The organism is Mesorhizobium sp. M4A.F.Ca.ET.090.04.2.1, assembly GCF_003999085.1.
GTDB lineage: Bacteria > Pseudomonadota > Alphaproteobacteria > Rhizobiales > Rhizobiaceae > Mesorhizobium.
The window spans coordinates 1-4,509 of sequence record NZ_RZOT01000514.1 but is presented as its reverse complement, the minus strand read 5'-3'; the positions used below and the strand labels follow the sequence as shown (position 1 = coordinate 4,509).

Below are 4,509 nucleotides of genomic sequence, written 5' to 3'. Positions count from 1 at the left end.
GGGGTGGCTGCCGTCCGAGGGCGCGGTTCGGCAAGGTGCGCGGGGCGCTGATGCGGGACGAAGCGTTGGCCGTCCGGAGTTGCCGAAGTCTGGGCCTGCAGCCTCCCAGGAGCCGGGGGCGCGGCGGTGCGATGCAGGTCCGAGCGGTCGCGCGGCATGGCGGATACCGGCGGCCTCGTCTCCTCGTCGGCGTCGCGGGTCATCCTGGCGATCTCGGCCATGCTGATCGGCCGATGCCGCGGGTCCGGTTGCAGCATCGCCTCGATGATCTCCCTGAAATCGGCATCGATGTCGGAAAGATCCGGAACCGTTCGGCGCTTTTCCACGATTTCGAGCTGAGAGCCGCTCATGTCGATCGGCTTGCCGCGCAAGGCGGCGGCCAGCACCAATCCCATGCTGTAGATGTCGGACTGCTCGCTGACCTCGGCTCCGTAAAGCCCCAGCTGTTCGGGAGAAACGTAGTTGTACTTTCCGGCGAACCTGCCGCCGATCAGCGTTTCTCCGCCGACGGCGGCCGAACGCGCAATGCCGAAATCGATGATCTTGGCGCGGTCGACCCGGCCCCCCGGCAGGATAATGTTGTCCGGGGAGAGGTCGCGATGGATCGCTCCCGCCTGATGCACGGCGCTCAGGCCGGAGGCGAGGCGATGGCAGAGCTTGCGCACGTCCTCCACGGGCATGGCGCCACGCCGCATGACATCGAACAGCGACTGGCCGTCGACGAATTCCATGGCCAGGTAGGGTCGCCCGATGCCGGGATCGATGGTGAAGACGTGGTAGCGCACGACCGCGTCATGCGACAGGTGATTGAGGATCGACGCTTCCTTGCGGAACAAGGACAAGATCGTCTGGTCGCGGGCGAATTCCGGCAGGACGATCTTGATTGCGACGTGGTCGCCGGTCTGGATGTTGTGGCCGCGATAGACCTCGCCCATCCCGCCGGACGCGATCCGCTCGTCAAGCTCGTAGATGCCGCTGAGTTGTGTGCCCACGCCGGTGTTGGCAAGGCCTGGCGAGACGCGCGTCTTGTCGTCGGCGCTCATCGGTCCCGACCCTCGGTGGGCGGATGCGGACGGGGCGCCTGGGCGTTGCGGCGGTCGCCGATCTTCACCAGTATTATGGTCACATTGTCGGTTCCGCCCCGCGCCAACACTGTTTCCAGCAGCTTCTCGCAGGCCGCCTGAGGCGCGGCGGACAACACCGCACCCTCGATCTCGGCGTCGCTGACATGTGCCGTCAGCCCGTCGGTGTTTAGCACGAAAACGTCTCCCGGCATGGTCTCGCCCTGCTGGTAGTCGATGACGATCTCGTCGCTGACGCCGACCGCGTGGGTGATGACGTTGCGGCGCGGCCAGGTGAGCGCTTCGGCGGCGCTGATCACGCCTCGGTCGAGGAGCTCCTGGACTTCGGTGTGGTCTTTCGAGATCTGCGAGATCGAGGCATTGCGGACAAGATACACGCGGCTGTCGCCGGCCCACAGGCAGGCAAACCGTCCGTCCATCACCAGCAGGGCCGCGAAGGTGGAGCCGATGGTTATGCCGCGGGTTTCGGATATCCTGCGGATTTCGGCATTGGCCCGGCTCAGCCTGTCCTCGAAGCGCGCTCGAAGGTCCGGCGCGGAGCTTGCGATGCCGATCGTCGCCAGGTGGTCGATGATGCTTGCCGACGCCACCTCGCCGGCATCATGCCCGCCCATGCCGTCGGCCACTACCCACAGGCCTGTTCGCGGCTCGACCAGATAGTTGTCTTCATTGTGGTCGCGCACGCAGCCTTTGTGGCTTACGCCGAAGCTTTCAAAGGGAAGGAGGGCGACAGTGTTCAATTTGCCACCAAGCGCTTCGCAAGCGTCCTTCGCGGCGCGCCCTCGGGCCGCCGCTCGCGCCACTCTGCCACAGGCGCGAACATTAGAGTATCTAAATCACGGTCGGTACGCCGACCGTCCGGGATTGTCGTCGACGTGGCGGAGAGCCAAAAAATCATCTCAGAATGCCTTCGGGCAACTGAACCCGGCAAGCGCTGGAAGGAACAGCGGGTTGGGTTCGGAGTTGCTCTGGATCGTATAGGCCACGTCGCGTCCGCCGATCACGAAGCGGGCTTCCAGATTACCTTCGCTTCCGCTGACGGAGGCCTTGTCCATGAGCCGTTTCAGCGCCCACGGGCCGTCGAACTTGATGGCGGATTCCCGGCCGGGCATTTCCGGCGCAAGGCTCAGGCTGGCGGAGCCGGAAGCCGCGCCGCTCGGCCAGTTCAGCGTGCCCGGCGCGTTGCCCGTCTGGCTGCTTTGAACGGTCTGGCCATCGACGTCCAGCATCGCGCTGTCGGCATCGCCATGCAACGAAAAGGGCGTGAAGGTGATGCTGACCAAAGGCACCGAGCCGCCCGAGGGAAAGAAGGCGGCGCGGATTTCCGCTGCCGACTGGAAGGTCTTCAACGTGGCTTTCGAGAGGTCGCGACCGAAGCGCTGGTCCTGTTTCCAGCTCCAGTCCTGGCCGGTCATGTCGATCAGCGATGCGAGATTTTGCGCGAAAAAGCGGTCCATCAATCCCCCGGGGGCGAACAGCTTGGCGAAGTCCGCCATAGCTATGTCCTCCGTGCTGCCGCTGGCGAAAGGATAGCGGCCATTGACCATCTCCTCGCAGGGCCGCGTCACCGTCTGGTCGAGCAACTGGTTCAAATTCGCCACCGAGGTCTCGGCGACATTGCCCTCGAACTCGTCAGCGGCCGCGTTGACCATCCGGGCAAGCGGTTTGGGCAGGCGCGAGACGTTGGCGCGCAGGGTCGAGACCTGAAGCTGCAGGTTCGTGTTGACGCGCTCCGTCTCCGAGGGAACGTCCGCCGCCAGCTTCAGACTCTGGTAGATGTCGCGAAAGTTCTGCGTCAGCGCGTCGATCGGGCGGCGTCCGGCAGGACCGCTCACCAGGGCCTGGAATGACCTGAACTGCGCCTCGACGTTGGCGCCCGGGCCCTGCGAGCCCGCCGAGCCGGCGCGGCTCTGCGACTTGCCGGCGGCCATCTGGATGCCGATGCGGGCCAGGCCCTTGGCGATGCCCGCGGCGTCCGGCCGCTCGGCCGTGCCTGCCTGGACATCGAGGGACTGGCTTTCCCGGGTCAGGGTGGTCTCATCGGCAATCGCGCTGAACAGCTGATCGATCGGCGAGTTCGGCGAAGCTGCGGCGGAAAGTGCGATATATTGTGGCTTGTCCTTCAGCATCGCCTTGAACCGCAGCTGATCGAGAATGCCGTTCCACGCCGCGGCAAACTCCTTGGCATAGCGATCGAGAAGCTCGGGTCCGAGCTTGAGCAATTCCTGATCGATGCCACCCTGCTCGCCGCCGCCGCCGAGTACCCACCGGTCGTCGACAAGCATCTGCGCGATGCGTGAGAGCTGCTGGAGATAGAAATCGCTGAAGCCGGCATGGGTGTAGATGCCGGGAATGCGAAGTCCCGATAGATCACTGCCGTCGACACGCTCGAACAGCAGCGGCGCTTCCGGACCGGCCTTGAGCGAAACGGAAAAATCGCTCAGGGCTGCCGCATGGAGGGCCGACTTGATCAGGGCCGTGGCGCGGTCGGCCAGGCTCATGCGTCCGAGTGAGCGTTGGGCGGCTTCGACAAGTGGCTGGTCGAGCTTGAAAACCGGATCATAGGCGTCGTCCAGCGCCAGCATGGCGCGCAGATGTTTTTCGAGCTGGGCCCGACCTTCGCGGTTGTTTTCGCCGGGATAGCGGTTCTGTTCCCAGTCCTGCCGCATCCAGGAGACGATCAGCTCGTCGTCGACCTTCGGCGCCTTGCCGCCCAGCATCAGATAGATCTTCAGCGGCTCATAGAGCATCGCCCGATCGGCCATCCTGGCCTGGATCGTGCGCTCGGCCTGCAGCAGCAGGCGCGATCGGAAGCTTCGCTCCAGCGCTTGCCGGTAGGCCGTCCTGGCCGCTGAAAGAAGCCGTTCGCGCTGGCTGAGGCCGAATGTCTCCTCGATCGGCGTCGGCGCGTCGCCGGTCTCGAATCCGGCCGGCAGGTTGCGCAACTGGTCGAGCGGGCCAATCACGTTTTCGAGGTCGACGTCGGCGACCTCTGTGCTTTTGAGCAGCGGTTCCGCCGCCTGGCGGTATTGGCTCATGGCCTGCGTCGTGGCGGCGAGCAGCGATCTGTTGGCCGTGAAGCTCAGCCCAAGCGCGCCCAGGGCGATCGCGGCGGCCAGGACGATCGCGCCGATGCCGCCATATCTGGCGATCGCGGCGCGCCTTTCGGCTGTCCTGTCGTATGAAACCCAGCCGGCCTCGGCGAAAATGACGTCGGCCAGAACATCGTGGAGGAAAAAGCTCTTGCCGGTGCCGGACAGATGCGCCTGCGAACTGCTGCCGAAACTGCGCCCGATCGCGCCCAGCACCTGGTCGATCGGCGTTCCTTCCTGGGTGCCCGAGGAAAAATAGAGGCCGCGCAGGCTGACGTTTACCTCGCTGCGGGAGATGTCGAACAGGCTGGTGACAAAACCGGTAACCCGGCCGC

3 protein-coding genes are annotated in these 4,509 nt (G+C 65.0%); all 3 read right to left on the bottom strand.

The annotated features are described in order from the left end of the window. Positions 1 to 1,043 (bottom strand): serine/threonine-protein kinase (locus EN781_RS26975; RefSeq protein ID WP_145965642.1); only part of this gene is annotated, 1,043 nt, incomplete at its 3' end. Further along, positions 1,040 to 1,822, bottom strand: coding sequence for a protein phosphatase 2C domain-containing protein (locus tag EN781_RS26970; RefSeq protein ID WP_126058929.1), 783 nt, complete (start codon positions 1,820 to 1,822; stop codon positions 1,040 to 1,042). The genes EN781_RS26970 and EN781_RS26975, both read right to left, overlap by 4 nt. A gap of 159 nt (positions 1,823 to 1,981) precedes the next feature. Beyond that, positions 1,982 to 4,509 (bottom strand): type VI secretion system membrane subunit TssM (tssM, locus tag EN781_RS26965; protein ID WP_127400498.1); only part of this gene is annotated, 2,528 nt, incomplete at its 5' end.